This window comes from Paenirhodobacter sp., assembly GCF_041916475.1.
Lineage (GTDB): Bacteria > Pseudomonadota > Alphaproteobacteria > Rhodobacterales > Rhodobacteraceae > Rhodobacter.
The window spans coordinates 26,829-52,166 of the sequence record NZ_JAYRZN010000012.1 but is presented as its reverse complement, the minus strand read 5'-3'; the positions used below and the strand labels follow the sequence as shown (position 1 = coordinate 52,166).

General features: G+C 68.4%; 23 protein-coding genes. 8 read left to right on the top strand and 15 right to left on the bottom strand.

What is annotated here, in order from left to right; genetic code table 11:
- Positions 1–508: 508 nt before the first annotated feature.
- From ACOMG5_RS07050 to ACOMG5_RS07040, 3 genes are read right to left on the bottom strand one after another with little or no spacing between them, the layout of a single operon-like run.
- Positions 509–952 carry a (deoxy)nucleoside triphosphate pyrophosphohydrolase gene (locus ACOMG5_RS07050; RefSeq protein ID WP_420343085.1) on the bottom strand — a complete coding sequence of 148 codons (444 nt, stop codon included), beginning with the start codon at positions 950–952 and terminating at the stop codon, positions 509–511.
- Positions 949–2,340: a bifunctional glutamate N-acetyltransferase/amino-acid acetyltransferase ArgJ gene (gene argJ / locus ACOMG5_RS07045; protein WP_420343084.1), complete on the bottom strand. Its 1,392-nt coding sequence runs from the start codon at positions 2,338–2,340 to the stop codon at positions 949–951. Before argJ ends, ACOMG5_RS07050 begins: the two co-directional genes overlap by 4 nt.
- Positions 2,341–2,369: 29 nt before the next feature.
- On the bottom strand, positions 2,370–3,224 hold the full coding sequence (locus ACOMG5_RS07040) for a peptidylprolyl isomerase (RefSeq protein ID WP_420343083.1): 855 nt from the start codon (positions 3,222–3,224) through the stop codon (positions 2,370–2,372).
- Positions 3,225–3,409: 185 nt separating this feature from the next.
- Between ACOMG5_RS07040 and secA the strand changes: the two genes are divergently transcribed.
- Positions 3,410–6,115, top strand: coding sequence for a preprotein translocase subunit SecA (gene secA, locus ACOMG5_RS07035; RefSeq protein ID WP_420343082.1), 2,706 nt, complete (start codon positions 3,410–3,412; stop codon positions 6,113–6,115).
- A 46-nt stretch (positions 6,116–6,161) separates the two neighbouring features.
- Here secA and radC read toward each other — a convergent pair whose 3' ends face one another.
- The 3 genes from radC to dnaK form a co-directional block, all read right to left on the bottom strand.
- On the bottom strand, positions 6,162–6,920 hold the full coding sequence (radC, locus tag ACOMG5_RS07030; RefSeq protein ID WP_420343081.1) for a RadC family protein: 759 nt from the start codon (positions 6,918–6,920) through the stop codon (positions 6,162–6,164).
- 226 nt (positions 6,921–7,146) lie between these two features.
- Positions 7,147–8,292, bottom strand: coding sequence for a molecular chaperone DnaJ (gene dnaJ / locus ACOMG5_RS07025; RefSeq protein WP_420343080.1), 1,146 nt, complete (start codon positions 8,290–8,292; stop codon positions 7,147–7,149).
- Positions 8,293–8,352: 60 nt separating this feature from the next.
- Complete coding sequence (dnaK, locus tag ACOMG5_RS07020) at positions 8,353–10,263, bottom strand: molecular chaperone DnaK (RefSeq protein ID WP_420343079.1); 1,911 nt, start codon at positions 10,261–10,263, stop codon at positions 8,353–8,355.
- Between the two features lie 219 nt (positions 10,264–10,482).
- Here dnaK and ACOMG5_RS07015 point away from each other — a divergent pair, with 219 nt between their 5' ends.
- Complete coding sequence (locus tag ACOMG5_RS07015; protein WP_420343120.1) at positions 10,483–11,070, top strand: alpha-ketoglutarate-dependent dioxygenase AlkB family protein; 588 nt, start codon at positions 10,483–10,485, stop codon at positions 11,068–11,070.
- Between the two features lie 144 nt (positions 11,071–11,214).
- Here ACOMG5_RS07015 and ACOMG5_RS07010 read toward each other — a convergent pair whose 3' ends face one another.
- Both ACOMG5_RS07010 and ACOMG5_RS07005 read right to left on the bottom strand, forming a co-directional pair.
- Entirely contained in the window at positions 11,215–12,369 is a 1,155-nt protein-coding gene (locus ACOMG5_RS07010; RefSeq protein WP_420343078.1) for an alkane 1-monooxygenase, read from the bottom strand.
- Positions 12,370–12,559: 190 nt separating this feature from the next.
- Positions 12,560–13,594: an A/G-specific adenine glycosylase gene (locus ACOMG5_RS07005; protein WP_420343077.1), complete on the bottom strand. Its 1,035-nt coding sequence runs from the start codon at positions 13,592–13,594 to the stop codon at positions 12,560–12,562.
- An 87-nt stretch (positions 13,595–13,681) separates the two neighbouring features.
- On the opposite strand from ACOMG5_RS07005, the gene ACOMG5_RS07000 reads away from it, so the two are divergent.
- A complete protein-coding gene (locus ACOMG5_RS07000) occupies positions 13,682–14,236 on the top strand; it encodes a DUF721 domain-containing protein (protein WP_420343076.1) in 555 nt (184 codons plus the stop codon).
- Positions 14,237–14,238: 2 nt separating this feature from the next.
- On the top strand, positions 14,239–14,898 hold the full coding sequence (locus ACOMG5_RS06995) for a DsbA family protein (RefSeq protein WP_420343075.1): 660 nt from the start codon (positions 14,239–14,241) through the stop codon (positions 14,896–14,898).
- Positions 14,899–15,240: 342 nt separating this feature from the next.
- On the opposite strand, the gene lpxK is transcribed toward ACOMG5_RS06995, so the two are convergent.
- The 3 genes from lpxK to ACOMG5_RS06980 are packed head-to-tail and all read right to left on the bottom strand — an operon-like array spanning position 15,241 to position 17,718.
- The gene (lpxK, locus tag ACOMG5_RS06990) at positions 15,241–16,227 is read right to left on the bottom strand and encodes a tetraacyldisaccharide 4'-kinase (protein WP_420343074.1); all 987 of its coding nucleotides are present in this window, start codon (positions 16,225–16,227) and stop codon (positions 15,241–15,243) included.
- Entirely contained in the window at positions 16,227–17,450 is a 1,224-nt protein-coding gene (locus tag ACOMG5_RS06985) for a 3-deoxy-D-manno-octulosonic acid transferase (protein ID WP_420343073.1), read from the bottom strand. The genes lpxK and ACOMG5_RS06985 overlap by 1 nt, the downstream gene beginning before the upstream one ends.
- A gap of 13 nt (positions 17,451–17,463) precedes the next feature.
- Entirely contained in the window at positions 17,464–17,718 is a 255-nt protein-coding gene (locus tag ACOMG5_RS06980; RefSeq protein WP_420343072.1) for a DUF4170 domain-containing protein, read from the bottom strand.
- Positions 17,719–17,827: 109 nt separating this feature from the next.
- Between ACOMG5_RS06980 and zapE the strand changes: the two genes are divergently transcribed.
- Positions 17,828–18,922: a cell division protein ZapE gene (zapE, locus tag ACOMG5_RS06975; protein WP_420343119.1), complete on the top strand. Its 1,095-nt coding sequence runs from the start codon at positions 17,828–17,830 to the stop codon at positions 18,920–18,922.
- A gap of 341 nt (positions 18,923–19,263) precedes the next feature.
- Here zapE and ACOMG5_RS06970 read toward each other — a convergent pair whose 3' ends face one another.
- From ACOMG5_RS06970 to ACOMG5_RS06955, 4 genes are all read right to left on the bottom strand, one after another.
- Positions 19,264–20,301 (bottom strand): LLM class flavin-dependent oxidoreductase, encoded by a 1,038-nt coding sequence (locus tag ACOMG5_RS06970; protein ID WP_420343071.1) that lies wholly within the window; start codon positions 20,299–20,301, stop codon positions 19,264–19,266.
- A 215-nt stretch (positions 20,302–20,516) separates the two neighbouring features.
- Positions 20,517–21,800 carry a bifunctional folylpolyglutamate synthase/dihydrofolate synthase gene (locus ACOMG5_RS06965; RefSeq protein WP_420343070.1) on the bottom strand — a complete coding sequence of 428 codons (1,284 nt, stop codon included), beginning with the start codon at positions 21,798–21,800 and terminating at the stop codon, positions 20,517–20,519.
- Between the two features lie 59 nt (positions 21,801–21,859).
- Positions 21,860–22,768 (bottom strand): acetyl-CoA carboxylase, carboxyltransferase subunit beta, encoded by a 909-nt coding sequence (gene accD / locus ACOMG5_RS06960; protein ID WP_420343069.1) that lies wholly within the window; start codon positions 22,766–22,768, stop codon positions 21,860–21,862.
- Between the two features lie 59 nt (positions 22,769–22,827).
- Positions 22,828–23,715, bottom strand: a complete 888-nt coding sequence (locus tag ACOMG5_RS06955) for a CPBP family intramembrane glutamic endopeptidase (protein ID WP_420343068.1) — start codon at positions 23,713–23,715, stop codon at positions 22,828–22,830.
- A gap of 110 nt (positions 23,716–23,825) precedes the next feature.
- Between ACOMG5_RS06955 and ACOMG5_RS06950 the strand changes: the two genes are divergently transcribed.
- The 3 genes from ACOMG5_RS06950 to ACOMG5_RS06940 are packed head-to-tail and all read left to right on the top strand — an operon-like array spanning position 23,826 to position 25,336.
- Complete coding sequence (locus ACOMG5_RS06950) at positions 23,826–24,182, top strand: hypothetical protein (protein WP_420343067.1); 357 nt, start codon at positions 23,826–23,828, stop codon at positions 24,180–24,182.
- Positions 24,183–24,238: 56 nt separating this feature from the next.
- Positions 24,239–24,727, top strand: a complete 489-nt coding sequence (locus ACOMG5_RS06945) for a copper chaperone PCu(A)C (RefSeq protein ID WP_420343066.1) — start codon at positions 24,239–24,241, stop codon at positions 24,725–24,727.
- A 3-nt stretch (positions 24,728–24,730) separates the two neighbouring features.
- A complete protein-coding gene (locus ACOMG5_RS06940; protein ID WP_420343065.1) occupies positions 24,731–25,336 on the top strand; it encodes an SCO family protein in 606 nt (201 codons plus the stop codon).
- The last annotated feature ends 2 nt before the right edge of the window (positions 25,337–25,338 follow it).

Sequence of the window (25,338 nt, the reverse complement as noted above, 5' to 3'; positions counted from 1 at the left end):
AACGATCACAGCCGGGCATCAACAGAAAGGGGCCCCTGAGGGGCCCCTTAATGTGCTGAGTTCCGGATAGGTGTAGGTAACAAGGTACTGATTACGAGGCGTTCGGGCTCTATTTGGAGACCGGCCGGCCCACGAAAAGGCGATCGTCGACGCGGACGACGATACGGCCATTGTCCAATTGCGCTTCGAACGTGCCTTGCACCGAAACGCAGGTCCCGACTGTGATAGTGCGAAGCATGATTTCCTCCAGTTCCTGTAAGTTCTTGATAGGAGAAATCTTCACAAAATGCCAATGAAAAAGACACGATGGCGAAACATTCGTTCGTTTCTGCGCCGCAGAGAAAACTTTTGTTGCTTTGCAGAAAGAATCTCTGGCCCGAAAAATAAGCGAAAAATGGCCGGTTCGCGGTAGGAAGGCACCCCGATCCGGCCGGTTCCGCACAAGAATTGCGCGCGTGTTCTCAGGGTGCTTGGTAAATGCCCGAACCGGCGCTGTGTTATTTTTGTCTCACAGCCATTGTTGCAGAATCGGGATCAACGGCTCATCGGCCGGTGGCATCGGATAGTCGCGCAGGGCTTCAGCGCGCACCCAGGCCAGTTTCTGCCCTTCGCGGGGCTGGGCGATTCCTTCCCAGCGGCGGCAGGCATAGAGCGGCATCAGCAGATGAAACGCCGCGTAGCTGTGCGAGGCGAAGGCCAGCGGCGCGAGGCAGCTGTGCCAGGTGTCGATCCCGAGCTCTTCCTTCAGCTCGCGGATCAGCGCGGCTTCGGGCGTCTCGCCGGTCTCCACCTTGCCGCCCGGGAATTCCCACAGCCCGGCCAGAGACTTCCCCTCTGGCCGCTGCGCCAGCAGCACCCGGCCGTCGGCATCGATCAGCGCCACGGCCGAGACCAGAACGATGCGCCCCGGTGCGGGGGCCGGGGCGCCCTCGGGGCCGCAGCCGCCGCTCACGAACGATAGTCCGCGTTGATGTCGATGTAGCGGTGCGTCAGGTCGCAGGTCCAGACGGTCTTGGCGGCCTTGCCGAGCCCGAGGTCGATGCCGATCACCAGCGTATCGCCCTTCATATAGGCCGAGGCCGCCTCCTCGCTGTAATCGGGCACGCGCCAGCCGTTCTCGGCCAGAACCATGTCGCCGAAGCTGATCCGCAGCTTGTCGCGGTCGGCCCTGGCGCCGGATTTGCCCACCGCCATCACCACGCGGCCCCAATTGGCGTCCTCGCCCGCGCAGGCCGTCTTCACCAGCGGCGAATTCGCGGTGGCGAAGGCCACTTTGGCGGCATCGGCCGGGGTCTCGGCGCCGGTCACCCGCACCTCGATGAACTTCGTGGCGCCTTCGCCGTCGCGCACCACCTGCTGCGCGAGGTCCAGCATCACGCCCCGCAGCGCCGCCTCGAAGGCCCGCGCGGTCTTGGAGCGCAGGTCGGTGATCTCCGCGGCCGCGCTCCGGCCGGTCGCCGCCAGCAGCAGCGCGTCCGAGGTCGAGGTATCGCTGTCCACGGTGATGGCATTGAAGGTGTCGTCGGTGTTGCGCGACAGGATCTTCTGCAGGTTCGCCGCTGAAATCTTCGCATCGGTGAACAGATAGACCAGCATCGTTGCCATATTCGGCGCGATCATCCCCGAGCCCTTGGCGATCCCGGCGATGCGGATCGTGCCGCCGTCGCCCGCCACTTCGGCGCAGGCGCCCTTCGGGAAGGTGTCGGTGGTCATGATCGCGCGCGCGGCCGCCTCCATCCCGGCCGGGTCCAGCCCGGCCTTCAGCCCGTCGATGGCCGCGACGATGCGCTCATGCGGCATCGGCTCGCCGATCACCCCGGTCGAGGAGGAGAACACCCGCGACGCCGGCACCCCGAGCGCCGCCGCCACCGCGCCGGTCACCGCATCGACGGATTCCTGCCCGCGCGTGCCGGTAAAGGCATTGGCATTGCCGGAGTTGACGACGATCGCCGCCCCCGCGCCCTCGGGCACAGAGAGCTTCAGCTTCGCCTGGCAGTCATGCACGCAGGCCGCGCGCGTGGAGGAGGTGGTGAACACGCCCGCAATGGCCGCGCCGGGCGCGATCCGCGCCAGCATCACATCGGTGCGCCCCGCATAGCGCACGCCCGCGGCGATGGCGGCAAACTCCACGCCCTCGATCACCGGCAGCTCCGGGAAGGCGGCGGGGGCGAGCGGCGAAACCGGGTTCAGTTTCTTGTTGACCTTGACCAGGACCTCGGTCGCCTTTTCGGCCACCTCGTCGAGGACCTCATCCGCGACATCCTCGACCTGGGCCTTCAGCTCCCGGACTTTGGCCTTCAGCTTCTCGACCTTGTCCTTCAGGTCGCGTTTCTTCGCCATCTCTCTCGCCCCCCGCGCGGATCCCGGCCTTACTGGCCGAGGATCGTGGTGTCCTTGAGCACGGCCGGGTCGATCCCGTCCGTCATCTTCTCGACCTTAGCGGCCTTGACCGTATCGGTCACGCGGTCCTGCACGGCCTTCTGCTTCAGCTCGCCCGCGATCTGGTCCTTCACCTCGTCGAGCTTTGGCGCCGCGGCCGGGCGGCTTTCATAGAGCTTCACCACATGCCAGCCGTATTGCGTCTGGATCGGCCCGGTCACTTCGCCCGCCTTCATCTTGGCGATCACCTCGGAGAATTCGGGCACCATCTTGTCCAGCGTGAACCAGCCGAGATCGCCGCCATTCGCGGCCGCACCGTCTTGCGATTTTTCCTTGGCCTCGTCGGCGAAATCCTTGCCGCCGTCGATATCGGCCTTCACCGCCTTGGCCTCGTCCTCGGTCGGCACGATGATGTGGGCGGCGTGATATTCGAGGCCGGGCTCGGCCTTGGCATATTTCTCGTCGTAGCTCTTCTGCACCAGCGCATCCGAGGCCGCATCCTTCGCGGTCTTGTCGAGCACGGTCCCGGCCAGATAGGCGCGCCGCTCGACTTCCATCGCGATGTCGTCCTTGCGGGTCTTCATGCCTTCGCCGATCTGGGCCAGCGCGGTCTGCTGCACCAGCTGGTCGAGGATGCCGCCAAACAGCACGTCATCGGGCAGCTGCAGGTATTCGGGCGGCAGGCTCTCGCGCACGGTCAGCATCTGGCCCAGCGTGATGTCGGTGCCGTTCACCTTGGCCACGACCGTCTCCGCAGAGAGCTTCTTCGCGTCTTCGGCATGGACAGCGCCGGCGAGGCATGCGGCGATCGCGACCGAGCCCAGGAGTTTCGACAGTTTCGGCATGAACGCCTCCGTGATGGCCGCGGAACGCCCGCAGCGTTGACACTCAGACAGGCTCCCCTTACATCGCCATAGGTCCTGTGAAGGCGCGCCGTCCTTTATTTCGCTAGCCGTTCTAGGCGGGCGCACCTTGGGCGGCAAGGCTAAGTTTCACACGATTTGGTCATGACGGAACCCGCGGGGAAAAAATGCTCGGCCTCGGAACTATCGCGAAAAAGGTCTTCGGTACGCCGAACGACCGCAAGGTGAAATCGATCCGTCCGCTGGTCGCCAAGATCAACGCGCTCGAGCCGGAATTCCAGAAGCTGGACGATGCCGGGATCCGGGCCAAGACCCGCGAGCTGCAGGAGCGGGTGCAGGCGAAGGGCGAGAGCCTAGACAGCATCCTGCCCGAGGCCTTCGCCAACTGCCGCGAGGCCGCGCGCCGCGCGCTCGGCCTGCGTGCCTTCGACGTGCAGCTGATGGGCGGGATCTTTCTGCACCAGGGCAATATCGCCGAAATGAAGACGGGCGAGGGCAAGACCCTGATGGCCACCTTCCCGGCCTATCTGAACGCGCTCGCGGGCAAGGGCGTGCATGTCGTCACCGTGAACGACTATCTCGCGCGGCGCGACGGCGAATGGATGAGCAAGGTCTATGGTGCGCTCGGGCTCAGCACCGGCGTCGTGGTGCCGTTCCAGGCCGATGACGAGAAGCGCACGGCCTATGCCGCCGACATCACCTATGCCACCAACAACGAGCTCGGCTTCGACTATCTGCGCGACAACATGAAGGGCTCCGTCGAGGAGATGATGCAGCGCGGCCATTTCTTCGCCATCGTCGACGAGGTGGACAGCATCCTGATCGACGAGGCGCGCACGCCGCTGATCATCTCGGGCCCGTCGCAGGACCGCTCCGAACTCTATAAACTTGTCGATAAATATATCCCCGAGCTGAAGCCCGAGCATTATTCGATCGACGAGAAGACCCGCAACGCCACCTTCACCGAAGACGGCAACGAGTACCTGGAGAACCGCCTCCACGAAGTGGGCCTGCTGCCCGCCGACCAGACGCTGTACGACCCGGAATCGACCTCGCTCGTCCATCACCTGGGCCAGGGCCTGCGCGCGCACAAGCTGTTCCACAAGGACCAGAACTATGTCGTCGCCAATGGCGAGGTGGTGCTGATCGACGAATTCACCGGCCGGATGATGAAGGGGCGCCGCCTCTCCGACGGCCTGCACCAGGCGATCGAGGCGAAGGAGGGCGTGCAGATCCAGCCCGAGAACGTGACGCTCGCCTCCGTCACCTTCCAGAACTACTTCCGCCTCTATGAGAAACTCTCGGGCATGACCGGCACCGGCACGACCGAGGCCGAGGAATTCGCCGAGATCTACAAGCTCGGCGTCGTCGAAGTGCCGACGAACCGGCCCATCGCGCGGAAGGACGAGCACGACCGCGTCTATCGCACCGCGCGGGAGAAATACCTCGCCGTCGTCGAGGCGATCAAGGAAGCCCATCACAAGGGCCAGCCGATGCTGGTGGGCACCACCTCGATCGAGAAATCCGAAATGCTCGCGGCGCTGCTGCACCAGGAGGGCATCCCGCACAGCGTGCTGAACGCCCGCCAGCACGAGCAGGAGGCCAAGATCGTCGCCGATGCCGGGCGCCTTGGCGCGGTGACCATCGCCACCAACATGGCCGGCCGCGGCACCGATATCCAGCTCGGCGGCAATGTCGAGATGAAGGTGCTCGAGGAGCTCGCCGCCAACCCCGAGGCCAACCCCGACGAGATCCGCGCCCGGATCGAGGCGGAGCATGCGGCCGAGAAGAAGAAGGTGCTCGATGCCGGCGGGCTGTTCGTGCTTGGCACCGAACGCCACGAATCGCGCCGGATCGACAACCAGCTGCGCGGCCGCTCGGGCCGTCAGGGCGACCCGGGCCGCTCGCTGTTCTTCCTGTCGCTCGAAGACGACCTGATGCGGATCTTCGGCTCCGACAAGCTCGACGCGGTGCTCTCGAAGCTCGGCATGAAGGAAGGCGAGGCGATCGTGCACCCGTGGGTGAACAAGTCGCTCGAACGCGCGCAGGGAAAGGTCGAGGCGCGCAACTTCGATATTCGCAAGCAGCTGCTGAAATTCGACGACGTGATGAACGACCAGCGCAAGGCCATCTTCAGCCAGCGCCGCGAGATCATGGAGACCGACGACATTTCCGAAATCGCCCGTGACATGCGCGTGCAGGTGATCTCCGATCTGGTCGACCGCCACATGCCGCCGCGCAGCTATGCGGACCAGTGGGATGTCGAGGGCATGCATGCCGCCGTCGCCGAGAACCTGAACATGGACCTGCCGATCGCGGACTGGGCCCATGAGGAGGGCGTCGATCAGCATGCTCTGGTCGAGCGGATCGAGGCCGAGACCGATGGCTACATGGCGCAGAAGGCCGAGGGCTTCGGCCAGGAGACCATGCAGGTGATCGAGAAGCAGGTCCTGCTGCAGGCGATCGACACCAAATGGCGCGAGCATCTGGTGACGCTCGAGCATCTGCGCTCGGTCGTGGGCTTCCGCGGCTATGCGCAGCGTGACCCGCTGTCGGAATACAAGACCGAGGGCTTCCAGCTGTTCGAGAGCATGCTCGACGGGCTGCGCTTCGACGTGACCAAGCGGCTCGCGCAGATCCGCCCGATGACCGAGGAAGAGCGTCAGGCCCTGTTCCAGCAGCAGATGGAGCAGATGGGGATTCAGGTGGACGACAGCGCCGCACTGGCCCCCGAAGCGGCCCCCGCGCCGCAGGCGCTGGCCGCGCCGCGCTTCGACGAGAGCGACCCCACCACCTGGGGCAACCCGGGCCGCAACGACCCCTGCCCCTGTGGCTCGGGCGAGAAGTTCAAGCACTGCCACGGCAAGCTCTGACGCTCAGGGCCGCGGGCGATCCCTGCGGCCCAAGCCTTTGCGGGCGCTAGAGATAGCCTTCAGCGCGAAAGCTCAGCTCCCGGCTCTTGCCGATGATGAGATGGTCATGCAGCGTCAGGCCCAGGACCGCGCCCGCCTGCCGCATCTGCTCGGTCACGGCGATATCGGCCTCCGAAGGCGTCGGATCACCCGACGGGTGGTTGTGCACCAGGATCAGGGCCGAGGCATTGAGCTCCAGCGCCCGTTTGGCCACCTCGCGCGGATAGACCGGCACATGATCGACCGTGCCCCGCGCCTGCTCCTCATCCGCGATCAGCACGTTCTTGCGGTCCAGATACAGCACCCGGAACTGCTCGGTCTCGCGATGGGCCATGGCGGTGTGGCAATAGTCCACCAGCGCATCCCACGACGACAGCACCGGCCGGTGCATCACCCGCGCGCGGGCCAGCCGCTGCGCCGCCGCCTCCACGATCTTCAGCTCCTGCACCACCGCATCGCCCACCCCCGGCAGCGCGCGCAGCCGGGCAGGGGGCGCGGCCAGCACCCGGCCGAAATCCCCGAAGGCCTCCAGCAGGCGCCGTGCCAGCGGCTTCACATCCTGCCGCGGGATCGCGCGGAACAGTACCAGCTCCAGCAGCTCGTAATCCGGCATCGCCGCCGCGCCGCCCGTCATGAACCGCTCGCGCAGGCGCCGGCGGTGGTCCTGCAGGTAAGACGGCAGCTTCGCCCCCTCCGGCAGCGGCGCGGGCTGGGCTTCGTCTGGGTCACCGAACAGCGACCGGGATTCGCGAAAATGCGGGCTCATGCCGCGATCATCCGGCCAGGATGGTGAACAAAGGCTTAATCATGAGACGGAGAGCCGGGAAAAGCGCCGGCGCCCATTCGCCTCGCACTTCCCGCGCGGTCCTGCCATGCAAGCGCCCGAAAGCTCCCCCGCCCGACACAATGGCCCCCGGCTATGTAAACGCCCGCATCACCCGCAGTACCGAAACGCAAAGGGCGCCCCGCAGGGCGCCCGGATCTTCATGCCATCAGCCGGTCATGCTGTCCCAGAAATTGCGCACCTTCTGGAAGAAGGACGCCCCCTCCGGGTTGTTCTCGGCTTCGATCTTCTCGAACTCACGCAGCAGCTCCTTTTGCCGCGGCGTCAGGTTCACCGGCGTCTCCACCGCAAGCTCGATCACCATATCCCCCGCGCCGCCACCGCGCAGCGCAGGCATGCCCTTGCCACGCAGGCGCATCTGCCGGCCGGACTGGCTGCCCGGAGGCACCTTCACCCGGCTGCGCCCGCCGTCGATCGTCGGCACCTCGACCTCGCCGCCAAGCGCCGCCGCGATGATGCTCACCGGCACCCGGCAGAACAGGTGTACCCCGTCGCGCTGGAAGATGCTGTGCTCGCGCACCTCGATGAAGATGTAGAGGTCGCCCGAAGGCCCGCCGCGCATCCCCGCCTCGCCCTCGCCCGCCAGGCGGATCCGGGTGCCGGTCTCTACCCCGGGGGGGATGTTGACGGAGAGGTTGCGCTCCTTTTCCACCCGGCCCGCGCCATGGCAGACCCGGCAGGGGTTCTTCACCACCTGGCCCGCGCCGCCGCAGGTCGGGCAGGTGCGCTCCACCGTGAAGAAGCCGTTCTGCGCCCGGACCTTGCCCATGCCGGCGCAGGTCGGGCAGGTCTGTGGCTCGGCGCCGCCCTCGGCGCCGGTGCCGTTGCAGGCGGTGCAGGCGGAGGATCCGGGGACGGAGATCGTCTTCTGTACGCCCTTGAACGCTTCTTCCAGAGAGACCCGCAGGTTGTAGCGCAGGTCCGAGCCACGCGCCGCCCGGCTGCGGCCGCCGCCGCCACCGCCGCGCCCGCCCATGAAATCGCCGAACAGGTCTTCGAACACATCGGAGAAGGCCGAGGCGAAATCGCCCTGGCCGCCATAGCCGCCACGCGCGCCGCCCATGCCGCCCTCGAAAGCCGCATGGCCATAGCGGTCATAGGCCGCCTTGCGCTCGGCGTCCTTCAGGCATTCATAGGCCTCGTTCACTTCCTTGAACTGGGCCTCCGCATCCGGGTTGTCCTGGTTGCGGTCGGGGTGAAGCTCCTTCGCCTTGCCGCGATAGGCCTTCTTGATCTCCTCGGCGCTGGCCGTGCGCACCACGCCCAGAACCTCGTAGAAATCGCGTTTTGCCATGGGAATCCTCTCGACAGGAGAGCGGGCCCGCAAGGGGCCCGCTCCGCCGTCCTGTTGCGCTTACTTGCGCTTGTTGTCGCCCATGTCCTCGAAGTCGGCATCGACGATGTCGTCATCGTCACGACCCTCGGCCTCGCCGTCCTCGGCCTTGTCGGCCTCGGATTGCTGCGCCTTGTAGATCGCCTCGCCGAGCTTCATCGCGGCATCGGTCAGGTTGCTGATCGCGCCCTTGATCTTGCCGGCGTCCTCGGTCTTCAGCGCCTCTTCCAGCGCGTTGCACGCCAGTTCGATCACCTCGACGGTGGAGCCATCGACCTTGTCGCCATGGTCTTCCAGCGATTTGCGGGTCGAATGCAGCAGGCTTTCGCCTTGGTTGCGGGTCTCGACCAGCTCCTTGCGCTTCTTGTCGGCCTCGGCATTGGCCTCGGCATCCTTGACCATCTTCTCGATCTCGTCATCGGTGAGCCCGCCCGACGCCTGGATCGTGATGTTCTGCGACTTGCCGGTGCCCTTGTCCTTCGCGCTCACGCTCACGATGCCGTTCGCGTCGATATCGAAGGTCACCTCGATCTGCGGCACGCCACGCGGGGCCGGCGGGATCTGCTCCAGGTTGAACTGGCCCAGCAGCTTGTTGTCCGCGGCCATTTCGCGCTCGCCCTGGAAGACCCGGATCGTCACCGCGTTCTGGTTGTCCTCGGCGGTGGAGAAGATCTGGCTCTTCTTGGTCGGGATCGTGGTGTTGCGGTCGATCAGCCGGGTGAACACGCCGCCCAGCGTCTCGATGCCCAGCGACAGCGGCGTCACGTCGAGCAGCACCACGTCCTTCACGTCGCCCTGCAGCACGCCCGCCTGAATCGCAGCACCAAGCGCCACGACCTCATCCGGGTTCACGCCCTTGTGGGGTTCCTTGCCGAAGAACTCGGTCACGGCTTCCACCACCTTCGGCATCCGGGTCATCCCGCCGACCAGAACCACCTCGTCGATGTCGCTCTTCGAGACGCCCGCATCCTTCAGCGCGGCCTCACAGGGCTTCAGCGACTTCTTGATCAGGTCGCCGACCAGGCTTTCCAGCTTCGCACGGGTCAGCTTCATGACCATGTGCAGCGGCGTGCCGGTCTTCATGTCCATCGAGATGAACGGCTGGTTGATTTCGGTCTGCTGGCTGGACGAGAGCTCGATCTTCGCCTTTTCGGCGGCTTCCTTCAGCCGCTGCAGCGCCATCTTGTCCTTGGTCAGGTCGACGCCGTGCTCTTTCTTGAACTCGTCGGCGAGGTAGGTCACGATCCGCATGTCGAAGTCCTCGCCGCCGAGGAACGTGTCCCCGTTGGTCGATTTCACTTCGAACAGGCCGTCGTCGATCTCCAGGATGGTGATGTCGAAGGTCCCGCCGCCGAGGTCATAGACCGCGATCGTCTTGGTTTCCTTCTTGTCCAGGCCATAGGCCAGCGCGGCCGCCGTCGGCTCGTTGATGATGCGCAGCACTTCGAGGCCCGCGATCTTGCCCGCGTCCTTGGTGGCCTGGCGTTGCGCGTCGTTGAAATAGGCCGGAACCGTGATCACCGCCTGGGTGACGCTTTCGCCCAAGTAGGATTCCGCTGTTTCCTTCATCTTCTGCAGGATGACGGCAGAGATCTGCGCGGGGGAGAATTTCTCGCCCTTCACCTCGACCCAGGCATCGCCATTGCCGCCATCGACGATCGAATAAGGGACAAGCTTCTTGTCCTTCTCGACTTCGGCGTCGGTGACGCGGCGCCCGATCAGGCGCTTCACGGCGAAAACGGTGTTGGTCGGGTTCGTGACCGCCTGCCGCTTGGCGGGCTGGCCGACGAGGCGCTCGCTGTCGGTGAAGGCGACGATCGACGGCGTCGTGCGCGCGCCTTCCGAATTCTCGATCACACGCGGCTGCGAACCATCCATGATGGCGACGCAGGAGTTCGTGGTCCCGAGGTCGATCCCGATGACTTTGGCCATGTATATACCTCTTCTTTTCGGCGATTTGGCGGGGCCGGGTCCCATCAGGCCCCCGTCCCCTATCCCAGGGTTTCGGTTACTGCCGGTGGGGTGATCCCGCTGGCTTCTGGCCGTATATAAGAAGGCAAAAAACAGGCTGCAAGGACTCCTCTGGGGGGAAGGAAGGAACAATTGACGGATTCTGCGGATTGCCCGGAAAGGCGGCCAGAACCTGCCCGGATACGGGGTTTTCTTCACTATTCCGCGTGGTTGACGCAGGGTGAACAGGCCGCCATTGTGGCGGATTTACGCGCGCTCGTGCAGGCCGCGCCGCTGTTTTCGCCGATGACGCCCCATGGCCGGCCGATGAGCGTGCGGATGACATCGGCCGGGCGCTTCGGCTGGGTCTCCGATCGGCGCGGCTACCGCTATGCCGAAACCCACCCCTCGGGCACGCCCTGGCCCGCGATCCCCGAGAGCATCCTCAGCGTCTGGCGCGCGCTGGCGCCCGCGGCGCGCGCGCCCGAATGCTGCCTCGTGAACTATTATGGCCCCGAGGCCCGCATGGGCCTGCATCAGGACCGCGACGAGGCCGATTTCTCGCAGCCCGTCGTCTCCATCAGCCTTGGCGACGATGGCCTGTTCCGGATCGGCAATGCCGAGCGCGGCGGGCGCACGCAGCGCCTCTGGTTGCGCTCGGGCGATGTGCTGGTCATGGGCGGCGCCGCGCGGCTCCTGCATCACGGGGTGGACCGGATCGCGCCGGGCACCTCGCTTCTGCTGCCGAAGGGCGGGCGGATCAACCTCACGCTGCGCGTCGTTACCTGAGGCCCGGCCCCGCCTCGTGCCTCGCGCGCCACCGGCCAAGCCCCCCGCAGCAGGCCGCCGATCCCGGCATTCCCACCACGCCGCGGCCGCCACGCGCCCCCGCGCAGGCATCGTCTCCGGCGCCCCGGAGCAGCGGCACGCGCCTCAGTCCGCGCGCCCCGGCATCGGATTGGTGCCGCGGTTATAGGGCGCCCAATCCGCCACATGCGGATAGAACTGCCGCCGCCAGGCCCGTACCCGCGGGTTCATCCGGCGCCGCCACAGCGGCGGGATCATCGCCAGCGTCGTCATCGCCGGATAGCCCAGCGGCAGCTGCGGCGCGGCTTCCAGTGCATAGGTCTGCAGCAGGGGGAAGCGCCGGTCCGGGCGGACGTGATGGTCCGAATGGCGCTGCAGGTTGATCAGCAGCCAGTTCGAGGCCATCTGCGCCGAATTCCAGCTGTGCCGCGGCGCCACCGGCTCATAGCGCCCCGCGCCAAGGTGCTCCCGCGTCAGCCCGTAATGCTCCACATAATTGGTGAGCTCCAGCAGCCACACCGCCACCACGCCCTGAAACACGAAAAGCCCGACGCCCGCCCAGCCGCCGCACAGATAGGCCAGCGCCAGCGCCGCCCCCTGCAGCGCGCCGTAGCGCCAGAACGGGTTGCGCCGGTGCCATACCGGCCGCCCCGCCCGCGCCAGCAGCGCCCGCTCCGCCCGCCAGGCGGAGCCCGGGCAATCGCGCAGCACCCGCCAGAAATAGCGGTGAAACCCCTCGTTGTAGCGCGCCGTCACCGCATCGCGCGGCGTGCCCACCCAGAGGTGATGCACCAGCAGATGCTCGCTGCGGAAATGCGCATAGAGCACCGAGGCCAGCAGCAGATCGGCGAGCCAGCGCTCCAGCCGGTTCTTCTGATGCATCAGCTCATGCGCATAGACGAGCCCGACCGTGCCCGATAGCACCCCCACGCCGAAGAACAGCGCAAGCGCCTCCCCCCGGCCCAGATCCGCGCCATGGCTCAGATACCAGATCAGCCCGTAGATCGTACCGGCCTGCAGCGGCAGCCAGATCAGCGTGATCAGCCGGTACCAGAACAGATCGGCCTCCGGCGTGGCCGGGTCCGGCTGGCCCGGGTTCTCGCCCAGAACCCCGTCCAGCACCGTCACCAGCGCCCAGGCGCAAAGCGGCAGCAGCGCCAGCACCCAGCCCCCCAGGGCCGCCCCGAGCCAGGCCAGCGGCACGAGCCCGAGCGAGATCCAGAACGGCAGCGCCCGGCGCAGGCTGCGCACAGGTGCCAGTGGGGGGGTAGGTCTGCTCATCGGGCCTCGCAATCTGGCGCCATGATAGCCATGCGCGCATGGCGCGCAATCCGCGCGTCCTGAGCGCTTCGTGCACGGTTCGCGCGCTCCGTGCGCCATCCGCCGGCCTCGCGCGCCATTCGCCCGCCCGGCGCGCGAAGCGCACGGCAATCCGCGGCGGGCACAGGCTCCGCCCCGCGGCGCGCCCGGCTCAGGGCAGCAGCACGCTCTGCGCCGAATCCCAGACCTTGCGCATCACCGTGGGCAGGGCGGCGGGGCGGAAGGCCGCGCGCGGGGTGAAAGCAGGCCCCTCGGCCTCGGCCGCGAAAACCCGCAGCCGCAGGTGAAAATGGGTGAAGGTATGGCGCACCAGCGGCGCCTCGACCCAGTTCGCGGCCAGAGGCGGGCAGGGCGCGGGCGCTGCCCCCCAGTCCGAGCCGGGAAAGCCGGTCATGCCGCCCAGAAGGCCCTTTTCGGGTCGCCGCTCCAGCAGCACGCCCCGCTCCGAAGCCGCCACATAGATGAAGCCCTCGCGCACCGGCTTCACGGGCTTCGGGCTCTTGCGCGGCAGCTCCGCCGCAATCCCCTGCGCGCGCGCATCGCAATAGCCCGCCACCGGGCAGAGTGCGCACAACGGGTTGCGCGGGGTGCAAATGGTGGCGCCGAGGTCCATCATCGCCTGGGCATGATCGCCCGGCCGCAGCGCCGGGGTCAAAAGCCCCGCCAGCCGCACCAGCTCCGGCTTTGCCCCGGGCAGCGGCGCCTCCACCGCCCAGAGCCGCGCCACCACCCGCTCCACATTGCCATCCACCACCACGGCGGGCTCGTCATGGGCGATGGCCGCCACGGCCGCGGCGGTATAGGGCCCGATGCCGGGCAGCGCGCGCAGCCCCTCGGCGGTCTCGGGAAACCCGCCCCGCCCGGCCACGGCGCGCGCGCATTTCAGCAGGTTGCGGGCGCGCGCATAATAGCCAAGCCCGGCCCATTCGGCCATCACCTCGGCATCTTCGGCCGCTGCCAGCGCCTCCACCGTGGGCCAGCGCGCGGTGAAGCGGCGGAAATACTCGCGCACCGCGGCCACCGTCGTCTGCTGCAGCATCACCTCGGAGAGCCAGACCCGGTAGGGATCGGGCCGCACGCCCGCCGCACGCGCCGCAGGGCCAATGCGCCAGGGCATTTCGCGCGCATGCAGGTCATACCAGCTGAGCAGCGCCGCCCCGGCCGCGCTTTCCTCACCGTAACGCAATGTTTATGCTCCCCGTGATCAATCCGGTGGCATTGCCCCGAAGCCGCTCTAGAATAGCGCCGAACGCAGGGAAGGACAGGGCCAGCAATGACCGGGAGGAGCGACGAATACCCCGCCGCGCCGAAAGCCGCCCGCCGCAACCGCGGCTTCGAGGCGGCCTCGCGCCTGCTGCGCGAGCGGATCCGTACCGCGGGCGAATCCCGTGGCTTTGCCGTGTCGCGCCTGCTCACCCACTGGCCCGAGGTGGTGGGCGAGGAAATCGCCCGGATGTCGCGCCCGGTGAAGGTGGGCTATGGCCGCAACGGTTTCGGCGCCACGCTGACGCTCCTGGTGGAGGGCGCCGCCGCCCCGATCGTGGACATGAGCCGCGAGCAGATCCGCGCCAAGGTCAACGCCTGCTATGGCTACAACGCGATTTCCCGCGTGGTGCTGACCCAGACCGCCGCCACCGGCTTTGAGGATGGCCAGGCGGTCTTCCTGCACAGTCCGAAGCCCAAACCCGCGCCCAGCCCCGAAGTCCAGGCCGCCGCCCGCGCGACCGCGGAGGGCTGCGCCGACGACACACTGCGCCAGGCCCTCGAACGGCTGGCGGAAAACGTATTAGCAAGATCCGCGGCCCGCGCCGCGCAAAAGAAAGGCTGACAATGACCCGACGCTCCCTCCTTCTCGGCATCGCAGGTGCCGCCATCGTCGCCGTGACCGGCGGCTGGATCACCTCGCGCGGGGGCTCCGCACAGACGGGCTTCGTCACCCCCGCGGCCGCGCAGGACGCCGCCGAGATCCTCCCCGACACCCCGCTCGGCAATGCCGACGCCAAGGTGACGATGATCGAATATGCCTCCTTCACCTGCCCGCATTGCGCGAATTTCCACGAAACCGTCTGGCCTTCGCTGAAGAAGGACTACATCGACACCGGCAAGATCAAGTTCATCCTGCGCGAAGTCTATTTCGACAAGTTCGGCCTCTGGGCGGGCATGGTCGCGCAATGCGGCGGCGCGCCGAAATACTATGGCATCGCCGACATGCTGTTCGATGGCCAGAAGGACTGGATTGGCGATGGCACCGAGACCACCATCGCCGACAACCTGCGCAAGATCGGCCTGAAGGCCGGTCTGACCAAGGAGCAGCTCGAGACCTGCATGAACGACCAGAAGCACGCCCAGGCCATGGTCGCGACCTTCCAGAAGAACGCTCAGGCCGACCAGATCGACGGCACGCCGAGCTTCGTGATCAACGGCCAGAAATACTCCAACATGAGCTACGAGGACCTGAAGAAGATCCTCGACGAAAAGCTCGCAGGCTGATCCCTGCTGGCGTGAAACCTGCGGGCGCGAGAAGCGCGGGCCACGCGCCCGCAGGCCGCGCCCGCGGGCCTCGCTGAACTCAGGCGCCCGGCCCGCGGGTGCGCTGCCCGCTAAGATCCGGCCCACGGGCGGGTGGCCCCAAACGTCCGGCCCGTGGGCGACTGGCCCCAAACGTCCGCTGACCGCGCACGCCTAGCCCGCAGGCGAAGAGCCCGCAAACGTCCGGCCTGCGGGGGCGCAGCCCGCAGTGCCCGGTTCGCGTAAAGCCCGTGTGAATGGCCGCAGGGTCCGCACCCGCGAACGCCCGCAGGGGCGTAAAGCCCCAAACCCCATACCCGCAGGCTAAAGCCCGATCCGGGCGAGCGCGGCATCGAGCGGCGCCGTATCCGCCAGCACCAGCCGCACCGGCAGCGCCAGCACCTGCGAGCGGAAGTCCGCGGGCAGGCGCACCGCGTCCTTCTCCGTGGTCACCAGCTGCGCTTCCATCAGCCGCGCCTCCGCTTCCAGCCGCATCAGCAGCCGCGGATCGAAGGGCTGATGGTCCTCCAGCGCCTCGCCGCGCACGACCTCGGCCCCGAGCGCGCGCAGCGTGGCGAAGAATTTCTCCGGATGGCCGATGCCTGCGAAGGCCAGAACCCGCTGGCCCTGCCAGTCCATCCCCGTCTGCAGGGGCTGCAGCTGGCCCCTCAGATGCGGCAGGCCGGGCCGGGGCCAGCGCGCGGCAAATTCGGCCTGCGCCGCTTCGCCCCCGATCGACAGCAACAGATCCGCCCGCGCAAGGCCCCGCGCCACCGGCTCGCGCAGCGGCCCCGCGGGCAGGCAGCGGCCATTGCCGAAGCCGCGCGCCGCATCCACCACCACGATCGACAGGTCCTTCACCAGCGCCGGGTTCTGATGCCCGTCATCCAGCACCACCGCCTGCGCCCCGGCCGCCACCGCCGCCTGCGCGCCCGCAGCCCGGTCCCGCGCGACCCAGACCGGCGCGAAGGCGGATATGAGCAGGGGCTCATCGCCGGTCTGATCGGCGGTATGCCGGCGCTCGTCCACCCGCACCGGGCCCGCCAGGCTACCGCCATGGCCGCGGCTGACCACATGCGCCGCAATCCCCCGCGCGGCCAGATGCTGCACCAGGGCAATCACCGTGGGCGTCTTGCCGGTGCCGCCCGCGTTGATATTGCCGACGCAGATCACCGGCACCCCCACGCGCAGCCCTGCGCGCGCCACCCGCCGCGCCGTGGCCGCGCCATAGAGCCAGCCCAGCGGCGCCAGCAGCCGCGCCAGCGCCGCGGGCCTGTCGGGCGGGGTGAACCAGAAGCCCGGCGCGCCCATCACGCGGCCCGCCCGTCGAGCGTGCCGAGGATCGCGCGCGCCACCGCCTCCGCCGCGCCCGCGCCCCCGGAGGTGATCGCCCAGGCATTATGCGCAAGCATCGCCGCCCGGTCCGGCGCCATCAGATCGGCCACCGCGGTGCCGAGGCCCTGCGCATCCTCCACCGCGCGGGCGGCGCGGGCCTCGTCGAGCCGGGCGTAATCGGGGGCGAAAGGCACCGTCTGCGCGCCATGCACGATGGCCGAGCCAAGCGCCGCCGGCTCCAGCGGCGAGCGCGGCAGCTCCGCCCCGCCGGTGAGCGTGCCGCCCATATAGGTGACGGGCGCTATCCGGTACCACAGCCCGAATTCCTGCGGATCGTCGGCCAGGAAAATCTGCATGTCCTCGTCGGGCTCCGCCTCGATCGTGCGCTGACCCACCACCCAGCCTTCGGCATCGAGCCTGCGCGCCAGCGCATCGGCGGTGCCGTCGCGGTCCGGCGCCAGGATCAGCAGCATCCGGTGCGCGTGGCGCAGCGCATGGGCATGGGCCTCCAGCACCAGCGCCATCTCCTCTGGCGGCACGGCGGCCGCGAGCCAGACCGGCCGGGTCCGGGTGATGGCGGCGATGGAGGCGCGCTCGGCCTCCGAGCAATGCAAGGGCTCGGGCGGCTCCGACAGCACCCCCCCCATTTCCGTGCGCGCCGGGTCGGCGCCATTCGCGATGATCCGGCTCAGGCTCTCGGCATCGCGCACGCTGATCCGCTCCAGCCGCGCCAGCAGCGCCCGCACCATCCGGCGGCGCAGATAGCCCATCTTCTCGCCCCCGGCGGGCAGGCGCATATCCACCGCCATCACCGGTACGCCGCTTTCCTCGGCCGTCTCCACCAGCGCGGGCGGCAAGAGGTTACCCATCAGCACGATCAGCTCGGGCTGCCAGTGGTCCAGCAGGGCCGCAATGCTCGACGGCGCATCCTCGACCGGGTCGATCCGGATCGTGCGCGGCGGCAGCGCCATCGCCATCGCCTCAGGCGCGCTCACCAGCAAGGTCAGGTTCGGCCGCTGCTGGCGCAGCCGGCGCAAAAGCAGCGCGGCCGCCGTCTCCATCTCCGGCACCGGCTCGATCACGAACCACAGCAGCGGGCCTTCGGGCCGCGCAGCCGCAACCGCGGCCAGGGTTGCGGGCCCTGGCCTGCGCGGGCGCGACAGCGCCAGCCGCAGACGCAGCAGAAGAGATCTGCGCATCCGGGGGTCTGGCTCAGCCGCCCAGTTCCTCGGTCGAGGAAACAGGCGATTCCTCGTCGCGCAGGCGGTGCAGGTGGGCAATGAAATAGCGGGTGTGGGCGTCGTCCACGGTGCGCTGCGCCTCGGCCTTCCAGGCGGAATGGGCGGCGGCATAGTTCGGGAAGATGCCGACGATGTGGATCTTGCTCACATCCTTGAATTCCGAGCGGGCGGGGTCGACAAGCTCGCCACCGAAGACGAGATGCAGACGTTGCGGGGCCTTGGTCATGACGTTTCCTCGTGGCATGGGCTGCGCGCGCAACCTATGTCATCGCCCGGCCTTGCTCAAGGCCGCCCTTCGCGGCAAGGTGCGCCGGATTTCGAACCGGCAGAGCAAGATGACCCAGACCCTGATGCAGATCTACGATGCGCGCGTGGCCGAAGGGGCCCTGCGCGCCGATGCGGCGCAGCGCGCGCTGCTGCCGGAGCTGGAGGCGATCCGCGCGAAGCTGGAAGCCGCGCCGCCGCCGCGAAAGCCGGGCCTGCTCGCCATGTTCACCAAGGCGGCCGTGCCGCAGCCGGTGAAGGGGCTGTATCTGTGGGGCGGGGTCGGGCGCGGCAAATCCATGCTGATGGATCTGTTCTGCGGCGCGGTCGATGTGCCGAAGCGGCGGGTGCATTTCCATGCCTTCATGCAGGAGATGCAGGCCCGAATCGAGGCTGCCCGCCGCGCCAAGGCCGAGGATGCGCTCCTGCCGGTGGCGCGTGAGGTGGCCGATCAGGTGCGGCTGCTGTGCTTCGACGAGATGCAGATCACCGATATCGCCGATGCGATGATCGTCGGGCGGCTGTTCGAGGAGCTGTTCAAGCGCGGGGTCACCGTGGTCACCACCTCGAACCGCCCGCCCGAAGATCTGTACAAGAACGGGCTGAACCGGCAGCTGTTCCTGCCCTTCATCGCGATCCTGAACCGCGAGCTGAGCGTGCGCGAGATCGCCAGCGAGACCGATTACCGCCAGCACCGGCTGACCGGCGCGCAGGTCTATTTCGAGCCGCTGGGCAAGCCCGCCACCGCCGCCATGGATGCGCTCTGGGGCGAGCTGACCGGCCATGACCCGGGTCAGCCGCTGAAGATCGCGGTGAAGGGGCGCGAGGTGGTGATCACGCAGTTCCATTCCGGGGTCGGGCGGGCGTCGTTCTGGGATCTGTGCGCCCATGCGCTCGGGCCGGCGGATTATCTCGCGATCGCCGATGCGATGCGGGTCCTGATGATCGACGACATCCCGCAGCTTTCGGCCTCCAACTTCAACCAGGCCAAGCGGTTCGTGACGCTGATCGACGCGCTCTACGAGGCGAAGGTGCGGCTGATCTGCTCGGCCGCAGACGCGCCCGAACGGCTGTATGTCGAGGGCGAGGGCGCGTTCGAATTCGAGCGCACCGCCTCGCGCCTGCGCGAGATGCAGGACAAGGACTGGGGCCACAGCCCGGCCTGAGGCCGCGCTCGGCAGGACCCCGTGGTACTGGGGCGAGAGACGGCGCCGCGCATGAGGCGGCGCCGCGCGCGAGATCGGCGGAGCGGGGCAGAGGGCGCAGCGCATGAGATGGCGCGGCTTCAAAGGCAGCGGCCGCGGCGCCGGGTACCCGCCCCGCCCCAAGGCATCTCGCCCGGTGCGCGGCCCCGAACACCGCAGCTCCGCGAAGAGGCGCCCCAATCCGGCGCAGGCGGCCCTGAGGCTGTTCCCGCGAAGGCCGGCACTCTTCGCCGCGCCACGAAAGGCGCGCTCCGCATCGCGGAGCGCCGGTTTGCCCGTGGCGCCGGGGCCTGCCCGCCGGATCAGACGGTCTCGGTCGCCAGAAGCTCCCGCACCATCGGGATCACCTTGGTGCCATAAAGCTCGATATTGCGCAGGTTGGTGCGGTAATCCTGCGGGCCCGACGAATATTTCAGCGTGAACCGCGACAGGTTCAGCACCTTCACCGTGCGGGCGATCTTGCGCGCCACCGTCTCGGGGGAGCCGATATAGAGCGAGCCCTGCTCGATCTCGGCATCGAAAGCCGCCCGGCTGAGCCGGCCCCAGCCACGCGCGCGCCCGACCATCTCGTGCATCTTCGCATAGCCCTTGAAGAACTCCTCGCGCGCCTCCGCATCCGTCGGGCCGACATGGCCGGGCGAATGCACGCCCACCGGCAGCATCGCCGTGCCGAGCTGCTCATGCGCGCGCTTGTAGAGGTCCACGAAGGGGGCGAAGCGCGCCGGATCCCCGCCGATGATGGCGAGCATCAGCGGCATGGCGTTCATCGCCGCCTCCACCACCGATTGCGGGCTGCCGCCCACGCCGCGCCAGAGCGTGATCGGCGCTTCGGGGCGCGGATAGACGGTGACATTCGACAGCTTCGGGCTGAACTTGCCCTCGAAGCTCACCTTCTCCTCCGTCAGCAGCCGGTGCAGCAGGTCCGATTTCTCGCGGAACAGCTCCTCGTAATCGGCCATGTCATAGCCGAACAGCGGGAAGCTCTCGGTGAAGGAGCCGCGCCCGATGGTGATTTCGGCGCGCCCCGGCGCGATCGCGTTCAGCGTGGCGAAGCGCTGGAACACGCGGATCGGATCATCCGAGGACAGCACCGTCACCGAGGTGCCGCCCTTGATGCGCGCGGTCTGCCCGAGCAGCGCGCCGAGGATCGGCTCGGTCGAGGAAATCGCGAAATCGGGGCGGTGGTGCTCGCCGAGGCCGAAGTAATCCACCCCGGTCTGATCGGCGAGGATGCCCTCGGCCAGGGTGTCGCGGATGACCTGCGCGCCCGAGCGCGGGCCGGTGTCGTCGCGGGTGATGTCCCCGAACGTGTCGAGGCCGAATTCAAGGGTGTTGGTCATGCTGTGTCTCCTGTTGCGGCCAAGATAGGGCAGGGCGGGCCCGCGCCCTATCCCGCAGCAGCGCACAGGTATTGTTCGGCGGGCCGGATCAGCTTTGCTTAACCTGCCGCCCGGGATGAAGCGCCACTGATCCGCGCCATAGCGCGATGCACCTCGCCCGGATCAAGCTCCGCTTATTTCGCCGCCCATCGATGAAGCACGGCTAATCCGGTGCCTCAGCCGTTGTCGCGCAGCACCCGCCCGGCCAGATACAGCGAGCCGCAGATCAGCACCCGCGCCTGCGGATCCTGCGCGGCGATGACTTTGAGCGCGTCTTGCACCGAAGCCGCCATGCCCACCGCGGCGAAGCCTGCCGCGTGGGCATCGCCGGCGATGGTTTCGGCGGCGACAGCATTCGGCTCCTCGGGGATCGTCACCGCGGTGAGGCTCGCGGCCTGCGCCGCCAGCGGGCGCAGGTAGCCCAGCACGTCCTTGGTGTTGATCATGCCGCAGATCAGATGCGTGGGCCGCGCGGGCATCCGCGCCAGCGTCGCGGCCACGGCGGCGCCCCCGGCCGGGTTGTGCCCGCCATCGAGCCACAGCTCCACCCCCGGCGCGCTTTCTGCCAGCGGCCCGCGGCGCAGGCGCTGCATCCGCGCGGGCCATCCGGCGCGGCTCACGGCGGCCTCGGCGCCCGCGCCCGCGCCCAGCACGCGCAGCGCCGCGATGGCCGCGCCCGCGTTCTCTATCTGATGCGGGCCGGGCAGGTTCGGCAGGGGCAGGTCCATGAGGCCGTTCTCGTCCTGATAGATCAGGCGGCCCCGCTCCTCGAAGGCGGTCCAGTGCTGGCCATGGACGAAAAGCGGCGCGCCGAGCCGTTCGGCACGCGCCTCGATCACGGCGAGGCCCTCGGGCGCCTGCGGCCCGACGATGCAGGGCACGCCGCGCTTGATGATCCCGGCCTTTTCGCCCGCGATCTCGGGCAGGGTCTCGCCCAGGAACTGCTGATGGTCGATCGAGACCGGGGTGATGATCGTGGCGGCCGGGCGGTCGATCACGTTCGTCGCGTCCAGCCGCCCGCCGAGGCCCACTTCCAGCAGGGTATAATCTGCGGGCGTGCGGGCGAAGGCGAGGAAGGCCGCGCAGGTGGTGATCTCGAAGAAGGTGATCGGCGCGCCGCCGTTCTGCGCATAGCATTCATCGAGCAGCGCGGTCAGCGCGGGCTCCGAGATCAGCGTGCCCGCAAGGCGGATCCGCTCGTGGAACCGCGCCAGATGCGGCGAGGTATAGGCATGCACGCGCTTGCCCTGCGCCTCGAGGCCCGCGCGGATCATCGCCTGGGTCGAGCCCTTGCCATTGGTCCCGGCGATATGGATCACCGGGGGCAGGGCGCGCTCCGGATGGCCGAGCGCGGCCAGGAGCCGGTGCACGCGCTCGAGCGTCAGGTCGATGACCTTGGGGTGCAGGCTCATCAGCCGGGTGAGGATTTCGTCGGATGTCTGGGACGGGGTCTGGGTCATGATCGGGGCCACAAAGCAAAACCGGGGCTCAGGGCCCCGGCGGATCGGTAGGTGCGGGATCAGGCCGCGGGGGCTTCGACCGGCTTGTCCGGCGCGGGCAGATCGGCGATCACGGCGGGGGGCGCGCCGGTCAGCATCCGGGTGATCGTGATCAGCTCCTCGCGCAGTTTCTTGCGATGCGTCACCCGGTCCAGCATGCCGTGATCGAGCAGGTATTCGGCGCGCTGGAAGCCTTCGGGCAGCTTCTCGCGGATGGTTTGCTCGATGACGCGGGGGCCGGCGAAGCAGATCAGCGCATTGGGCTCGGCGATCTGCACATCGCCCAGCATCGCATAGGAAGCGGTGACGCCGCCCGTCGTCGGATGCGTGAGCACGACGATATAGGGCAGGTGCGCTTCCTTCAGCATCTGCACGGCCACGGTGGTGCGCGGCATCTGCATCAGGCTGAGGATGCCTTCCTGCATGCGCGCGCCGCCCGCGGCGGAGAACAGGATCAGCGGGCGCTTCAGCTTCACCGCGCGTTCGGCGGCCGCCACGATGGCATTGCCGACATACATGCCCATCGAGCCGCCCATGAAGGCGAAATCCTGCGCCACGGCGACGATGGGCGTGCGGCCCATCTCGCCCTCGGCCACCAGCATCGCTTCTTTCTCGCCGGTGGATTTCTGCGCGGATTTCATCCGGTCGGGGTATTTCTTCTGGTCGCGGAAATGCAGCGGGTCCGCGATCGGCTCCGGCACCTTGACCTCGGAGAAAATGCCGCCGTCGAACAGGTTGGCGAAGCGCGCCCGCGGGCTGATCGCCATGTGATGGTCGCAGTTCGAACAGACGTTCAGGTTCTCGGCCAGCTCCCGGTGGAACAGCATGGTCCCGCATTCGGGGCACTTGGTCCACAGGTTTTCCGGCATCTCGCGGCGCGAAAACAGCGAGTTGATCTTCGGTTTGACGTAGTTCGAGATCCAGTTCATCGGTCCTGAGCCCTCCGCAGCGTGTGGCGACAGATAGTCCGGCGGGGCGGGAATTGCAATCAGACCCGCAGGATCAGCCGCGCGGCCAGCCACGAGACGACGATCATTGCCGCATCCGTGGCCAGATAGGGCAGCAGCATGGCCGGGTCGCGCGGGTTGATCACCACGGTATAGAGCGCGAGGCCGTCGAGGTCTCCGTACAGCCCGACGAGGAAGATGGCGGAGAAATTGTTGGCGAAATGCAGCGCCAGCGCCCCGCCGAGATTGCCGGTGCGCGCGGTCAGATCGGCGGCGAGGCAGCCGAACAGCACCGCCCAGACCACCGGCCAGAGCGCCATCGGGCCATAGGTTTCGGGGGCGTAATGCAGCGCCCCGAACAGAAGCGAGGGCAGCCCCATCCAGGCCCAGGGCGCGGGCGTGCGCGCGGCAATCTGCTGCAGCAGGTAGCCGCGGAACACCAGCTCCTCCGCGGTGACCTGCACTAGGAGGAGCGGCAGCGCGAGCGGCGCCCAGAGCAGCACCGTAGCGAGCGGGGTGGAGCGGCCCACATGCGGATCCAGAAGCACGAGCGGCATGAGCGCGAGCGCGAGCCCCGCGAGAGGCAGCGCGATGCGCAGCGCGTCCGAGGCCGCCCCCGGGCCGAACAGCGTGGCGGGGCCGCGCCGGTGCAGGCTGCGCGCGACGAACAGCACCGCCATGGCGAGGGGCGCGAAAGTTGCCAGCACCACCGCCATGGCGCCGGGGCTGGCGGCGCGGCCGATGGCCGCGAGCGCATGCAGGAAGGCCAGATCGCCGAAGAGCGCGCGCAGCAGGTGCAGCCCGCCCAGCACCGCGAGCCAGTAGAGCCCGGCGATGAGCGCGAGCCCGGCCAGGCTGCGCCACAGCTCCGCCCGCGGGCGGGCGGGGGCGGCGAAGGCGGCGAGGGGGCGATAGGCGGGCGGGAGCATGGGCCCACAGTGGCGGCCTTCGCGCGGATTGTCCATCGGGGCGGCACGATGCCGCGGGGCTGCGCTGGCGGGGGGCTGGTCTGGCGGGCGGAAACCGCTAGACTGGCGCGATGCAGAGGCTTTTGCGCATAGGCCCGGGTGGGCTCCTGGTGGTGCTGGCGCTGATCGTCGCTTCGGCGGCGCTGGGCTTTGCGCATCGTGCGCCGGTGCTGCGCGAGGAAGCGGTGCGGGCGCTGGCGCTGGCCGGGATCGCGCCCGGAGATGTGTGCGGCGGGCTGCCCGGCGCGGTGCATGCGCCCGATTGCCCGGCCTGCCACATCGCCGGGGCGATGCCGGTGCCGGCGGCGCAGGGGCTGGTGCGCCCGGCGGGCTGGCAGCGGATCGGGCGGAGGGTTTCGGAGGCGGTGGCGCCGGTGCGCCGGGTGCGCGACCCGGCCCTGGGCGGGCGGGCCCCGCCCGCGGCCTGAGCCGCGCCCATTTCCCGAACACAACCGCCGCCCCATGCGCGGCGAAGGAGACTGCAATGAAAATCCATACCCTTTTCGTGGCCGCGCTGATCGGCCTGAGTGCTCCGGCGGCGATGGCCGAGGGCATGAGCCATGGCGCCGAGGTGCAGGCGGGGGCACTGAGCCTGTCCGGCGCCTTCACCCGCGCCACCCAGCCCGGCGCGCCGGTGGCGGGCGGCTTCGTGACCATCCGCAATACCGGCGCCAGCGCCGACCGCCTGACCGGGGGCAGCGCGGATTTCGCGGCCTCGGTGGAGGTGCATGAGATGGCGATGGAGGGCGATGTGATGAAGATGCGCGCCCTGCCGGAGGGCCTCGCGCTGCCTGCGGGCGGCGAGGTGGCGCTGAAGCCCGGGGGCTATCATCTGATGTTCATCGGGCTGAAGGCGCCGCTGAAGGAGGGCGAGACGGTGAATGTGACGCTGACCTTCGAGAAGGCGGGCGCGGTGAGCGTGCCGATGGTGGTGCTCAAGCCCGGTGCCAAGGGCATGCAGATGGATCACTGAGCGATGGCGGGGAAAAGCACTCTCGCGCGGATCCGGCTGGTGGCGTGGACGCTGGTGCTGCTGGCGCTGGCGGCGACGCTGTGGTTCGCGGTGATCGCGCCGCGATTCGACCGCTCGATCCAGAGCACGCTCGGGCGCGGAGACTACCGGCTGGAGACGACCGACGGCGGGGCCTTCAGTGAGGCCTCGCTGCAGGGCGCGCCCTCTGTAGTGTTCTTCGGCTATGCGCATTGCCCCGATGTCTGCCCGACGACGCTGGGCGACATTGCCAGCTGGAAGCAGGAGCTGGGGCCGCAGGCGGCGGGGCTGAAGGTCTATTTCGTGACGGTGGACCCGGAGCGGGACACGGTGGCGATGCTGCGCGATTATCTGTCCTGGGCGGAGGGGGTGACCGGCGTGACCGGAAGCCGCGCCGAGGTGGACAAGGCGCTGAAGGACTTTCGCATTTTCGCGCGGAAGGTGGGCGAGGGCGACAGCTATACGATGGACCACACGGCCTATGTGATGCTGTTCGGCCGCGACGGGCGCTTCGTGCAGACGATCGCCTATCAGGAGCCTCTGGAAACGGCGCTGCCGAAGCTGCGCGCGCTTCTTGGCCCGGCGGGCTGAGG

Excerpts from the sequence above, each read along its gene's own strand:
- argJ (WP_420343084.1), bottom strand. The coding sequence starts at position 2,340 with ATGGCGAAGAAACGCGACCTGAAGGACAAGGTCGAGAAGCTGAAGGCC.
- ACOMG5_RS07040 (WP_420343083.1), bottom strand. The coding sequence starts at position 3,224 with ATGCCGAAACTGTCGAAACTCCTGGGCTCGGTCGCGATCGCCGCATGC.
- secA (WP_420343082.1), top strand. The coding sequence starts at position 3,410 with ATGCTCGGCCTCGGAACTATCGCGAAAAAGGTCTTCGGTACGCCGAAC.
- radC (WP_420343081.1), bottom strand. The coding sequence starts at position 6,920 with ATGAGCCCGCATTTTCGCGAATCCCGGTCGCTGTTCGGTGACCCAGAC.
- dnaJ (WP_420343080.1), bottom strand. The coding sequence starts at position 8,292 with ATGGCAAAACGCGATTTCTACGAGGTTCTGGGCGTGGTGCGCACGGCC.
- dnaK (WP_420343079.1), bottom strand. The coding sequence starts at position 10,263 with ATGGCCAAAGTCATCGGGATCGACCTCGGGACCACGAACTCCTGCGTC.
- ACOMG5_RS07010 (WP_420343078.1), bottom strand. The coding sequence starts at position 12,369 with ATGAGCAGACCTACCCCCCCACTGGCACCTGTGCGCAGCCTGCGCCGG.
- ACOMG5_RS07000 (WP_420343076.1), top strand. The coding sequence starts at position 13,682 with ATGACCGGGAGGAGCGACGAATACCCCGCCGCGCCGAAAGCCGCCCGC.
- ACOMG5_RS06995 (WP_420343075.1), top strand. The coding sequence starts at position 14,239 with ATGACCCGACGCTCCCTCCTTCTCGGCATCGCAGGTGCCGCCATCGTC.
- lpxK (WP_420343074.1), bottom strand. The coding sequence starts at position 16,227 with ATGGGCGCGCCGGGCTTCTGGTTCACCCCGCCCGACAGGCCCGCGGCG.
- ACOMG5_RS06985 (WP_420343073.1), bottom strand. The coding sequence starts at position 17,450 with ATGCGCAGATCTCTTCTGCTGCGTCTGCGGCTGGCGCTGTCGCGCCCG.
- ACOMG5_RS06980 (WP_420343072.1), bottom strand. The coding sequence starts at position 17,718 with ATGACCAAGGCCCCGCAACGTCTGCATCTCGTCTTCGGTGGCGAGCTT.
- zapE (WP_420343119.1), top strand. The coding sequence starts at position 17,828 with ATGACCCAGACCCTGATGCAGATCTACGATGCGCGCGTGGCCGAAGGG.
- ACOMG5_RS06970 (WP_420343071.1), bottom strand. The coding sequence starts at position 20,301 with ATGACCAACACCCTTGAATTCGGCCTCGACACGTTCGGGGACATCACC.
- ACOMG5_RS06965 (WP_420343070.1), bottom strand. The coding sequence starts at position 21,800 with ATGACCCAGACCCCGTCCCAGACATCCGACGAAATCCTCACCCGGCTG.
- accD (WP_420343069.1), bottom strand. The coding sequence starts at position 22,768 with ATGAACTGGATCTCGAACTACGTCAAACCGAAGATCAACTCGCTGTTT.
- ACOMG5_RS06955 (WP_420343068.1), bottom strand. The coding sequence starts at position 23,715 with ATGCTCCCGCCCGCCTATCGCCCCCTCGCCGCCTTCGCCGCCCCCGCC.
- ACOMG5_RS06950 (WP_420343067.1), top strand. The coding sequence starts at position 23,826 with ATGCAGAGGCTTTTGCGCATAGGCCCGGGTGGGCTCCTGGTGGTGCTG.
- ACOMG5_RS06945 (WP_420343066.1), top strand. The coding sequence starts at position 24,239 with ATGAAAATCCATACCCTTTTCGTGGCCGCGCTGATCGGCCTGAGTGCT.
- ACOMG5_RS06940 (WP_420343065.1), top strand. The coding sequence starts at position 24,731 with ATGGCGGGGAAAAGCACTCTCGCGCGGATCCGGCTGGTGGCGTGGACG.